At 53.8% G+C, this 3,344-nt stretch carries 4 protein-coding genes; all 4 read right to left on the reverse strand.

Annotated elements, in window-relative coordinates; translation table 11 throughout:
• Positions 1–406 precede the first annotated feature (406 nt).
• Positions 407–1,168, reverse strand: coding sequence for a hypothetical protein (locus GQB03_RS22525; protein ID WP_159694037.1), 762 nt, complete (start codon positions 1,166–1,168; stop codon positions 407–409).
• Positions 1,165–2,265 carry a GSCFA domain-containing protein gene (locus GQB03_RS22530; protein WP_159694039.1) on the reverse strand — a complete coding sequence of 367 codons (1,101 nt, stop codon included), beginning with the start codon at positions 2,263–2,265 and terminating at the stop codon, positions 1,165–1,167. The genes GQB03_RS22525 and GQB03_RS22530 overlap by 4 nt, the downstream gene beginning before the upstream one ends.
• Before the next feature lie 121 nt (positions 2,266–2,386).
• Positions 2,387–2,665 (reverse strand): hypothetical protein, encoded by a 279-nt coding sequence (locus GQB03_RS22535; protein WP_200832410.1) that lies wholly within the window; start codon positions 2,663–2,665, stop codon positions 2,387–2,389.
• A partial coding sequence (locus GQB03_RS22540) for a GNAT family N-acetyltransferase (protein ID WP_159694041.1) occupies positions 2,662–3,344 on the reverse strand: 683 nt, incomplete at its 5' end. The genes GQB03_RS22535 and GQB03_RS22540, both read right to left, overlap by 4 nt.

Here is a 3,344-nt window from a genome sequence, read left to right on the forward strand (position 1 = left end):
GCTCCTCGAGAAGGCGCGCACGTGCATGGAGCGAATCGCTGCGATGCCGGATCGAGTTCGGTCGTATTTCACCCATGAGTACGTTCGATATGCTTTGTAAGTTAGCTATTTGATTGCCGGGTTGATAACAAGCGTCGGCAACAGCTGTGAACATTCCCTAAAGAAATGGCACGCTCCCTCGATGGCTATATTTCCGGACTGGAACTCAAGCACTCTCCACCGTACCTGTGACCGCACCGAACCTTCAGTGCCGACACGATTGCCTAACCTGCCAGGTTCTCTTCCGATACCGGCGCCAGCCACTGGCCGATTACCACCTGCCAGCCACTGGCCGATTACCACCTGCCAGCCACTCACAACTGTCCATGAAGCGAATATTGTTTCAACTTCATGCCTTTCGTTTATTTCAACCCGTGGCGCATAGCAACTCCGCAAGCGCAACAGCCCCAAATTCGGCATTCATATGGAAATAGTCATTCGCTTCATGCTGGCTCCTCAGGCCCTTCTTCAGCTTGACAGATCCGCGTGAGTATTCCCCTTTCGTGAATACCCTTTGTTCAAGCGTACAGCCTGGCTGTTCAACAAAATCACACAGATCCTTGAACGCGGCAAATTTGGAAGACTGATAGAAATCAAAAACTCGATCGCGCACACGATCATTCAGGAAGTACGTATATCTTTCGTCCGACAGAACCTCAGTCGTTGGAAACGGGTTCGGTGCATACGCCTTTGGCGCACTGGAAATTTCGCTCAACATCTGAAGTAGGCCAACAGCATTTGATTGAAACAAGGTCTCGTGCATCGCTGCCGTCAAGAATTCCCATGAAACAAGCTGGTAGCTCGACGAAGAGGGATCATACCCATCGATCGTCCTGTGCTTGTCAAGCAATGCCATCAGGTGAACAAAGCTGAAACCCATGCCAACGCATATGTAGGCATCGAGATCTCCTGGAATATAGTCATATGTCTCCGACGTCCACTTCAAATTTTCCTTAGTCAAAGGAGACGTCGGCACAAGATTCCCCCCATCGACTTTAAGAAATCGCATACTCGTCGTGGGGGATCCAAAAAAAACCAACTCATAGTCAGCAAATCGATCTTTCAATATCTCCCATCCCAATTTATAAGCGGCGAGATGTGAATTACCGATGACACCAATTCTCCTCATTGCTTCTTTCCCCCTGCAAACGCCTCCAGCAGTGCATCCTCACAAATCGGGTCTTCACCTTCTTGGGGTGCACTGGAAGCATTTTGATTTTGTTTTTTGCCATCGGAAATCGGAGATGCTGTCAATTCAGCTCCGGAATTAGGGATGTGCTCAGAGAAAAAGACCTTCATCACTGCGGCAACTCCGGATGGATGAACGGATCGGCGATTTTCCTTGAATAATGCGGATCCGAGAAAAGGGGTGCTGAACATCTCAAACGAAGGAAAATAATCTATATCCTCAAACTGCTCATAGAGTTCCGCCGCGACCGCACGCAGAATTGATTTAGATCTTACCGTTGCAGAAAGAACATGTGCGTCACAATACGTCGCAGTCAAAGGAACAGGAGAAACCGTAATCAGAAATTTGGCTGACGAATTTACCGCCAGCACCAGCTCACGAAAAGCAAGAAAATCTTCATAAATTTCAAAGAAACGGAAATTCTTGAATGAGTACACATCTGGATCAAAATCTCCAGCAACAACTCCCGGTGCAGTCGGATAGACGAGACCAGAAACGTCATGCATCCAGGCTTCGGTCAAGCCAAGAGTAAAGACAAATAAACCGCACTCTTTCAAAACCCGTCGAAATCTGCGAAGGTGGTCCAAGCGTTGCAGAACCACCTCATCAGGCGAACTAAGGCCTTCGGGTTCAACATTTGGGCGAAGCGCATCGTAATAACGCCCCCCCTTCGTCCAGACATACAGGGCAGGATCTAGCGGCGAATCACCCAGCGCCTCTCTCGCTAGCTGAAAAAGTTGCCTTGCAGTATATATATTTCCGTGCCTTGCGGAATACAAACCATAACCAAACGAATTGGCGACTTTCCCACGAAGTAGATAGCTTTCGGGTGCGGGCTCACTGTCAATGACATCGTAGCCGTTCTTGCGCAACCCTTTTGCAATTTCCTGCGCGAAGCAACTGCCTGCGGTGGCTATCTTCAGCCCATCGATTGAAAATTTCTTTTTGTAAAGGCTAGAAATACTATTTGGATCCTTACCTTCGATCGCAAGCTTCCAGAACTGCCTGCCGGGTAGACACTCGTATGGAGAAGTCATAAAAAATCCTTTGCATTATCGACAATCAAATATATGCAGAACCACCGATGGCAACCTATGTTCTATTGCTTCATTGCCGTCTATTTTTTCGAATCACGACGACATGAAATTTTTCAATAGATCAGCGGTGGTATTGCTTCCTCGATACTGCTCTGTCGATCGAATTAGCACTCCATGCGCCACAAACAAACCGATAGCCCGTTGCAGTATCGCCCAAGGTCATGGTGTCGGGCATGTATGTCTGGATTTTGAGGGCGTGTGCGCCGCTGGCGGCGGCGGCCTCGACGATCTCCAGCGCGCGATCGAGCGACTGGTTATGGTTGCCCGACATCTCGGCGATGACGAAGGGGCGGTGATCCCGGCCGACGAGTCGGCCGCCGATGTCGATGGTCTTGTTCATGGGTGAATCCTCTTGCGATAGCGCGTTTGCTGCAAGGCATAGCCGCAGCCGGTAAAAAGTCGATGCGAGGCGCGATTGTCGCCGAGCACCTCGGCAAGCAGGGTGTCCAGGGCCGGGCGCGTCTCGCTGAGCCAGGCTTCGGCCGCGGTCAGCAAGGCACTGCCGAGGCCTTCCCCGCCCTTGCCCGGCACCAGATAGATCGACACCTCGGCGGTGGTCGCGTCGATGTCGAAGCGTACCACTCCCACCGGCTCTCCCGCGCGCGCGCCGATCAGCAGCGGTCGGTCGGGGTCGGCCAGCACCGCGGCCAGCCAGCGCGCGTGGTCGGCCTGCGGGATCGGCGTGCTGGAGCGCGATACCGCGCGGATCTCCGGGCTGTTGCGCCAGGCGAACAGTGATGCCGAGTCGGCCGCGGTGGCTGGGCGCACCTCGATCTCGCTGATTCCCATGGCGCGTACCACCCGCGCTGCGCCGCGCCCGTCGACCGCCGCCATGCCGGTGGCCGAGAGCAAGCGGCGCAGACCGGCGCTGTCCAGCAGCGCAGCGAGGTGTCGGGCGATCGCTGCGGCGTCGGTGGCGGAAATGTCGGGACCGTGCAGCAGTCCGGCGCGGCTGGCGTCGTGGATGAGCTGGCGCTGGTTGTCGGCGAGGCACAGCGCCAGCGTCGGCAGGCCCAGCG

The organism is Cognatazoarcus halotolerans (assembly GCF_009800965.1).
GTDB lineage: Bacteria > Pseudomonadota > Gammaproteobacteria > Burkholderiales > Rhodocyclaceae > Cognatazoarcus > Cognatazoarcus halotolerans.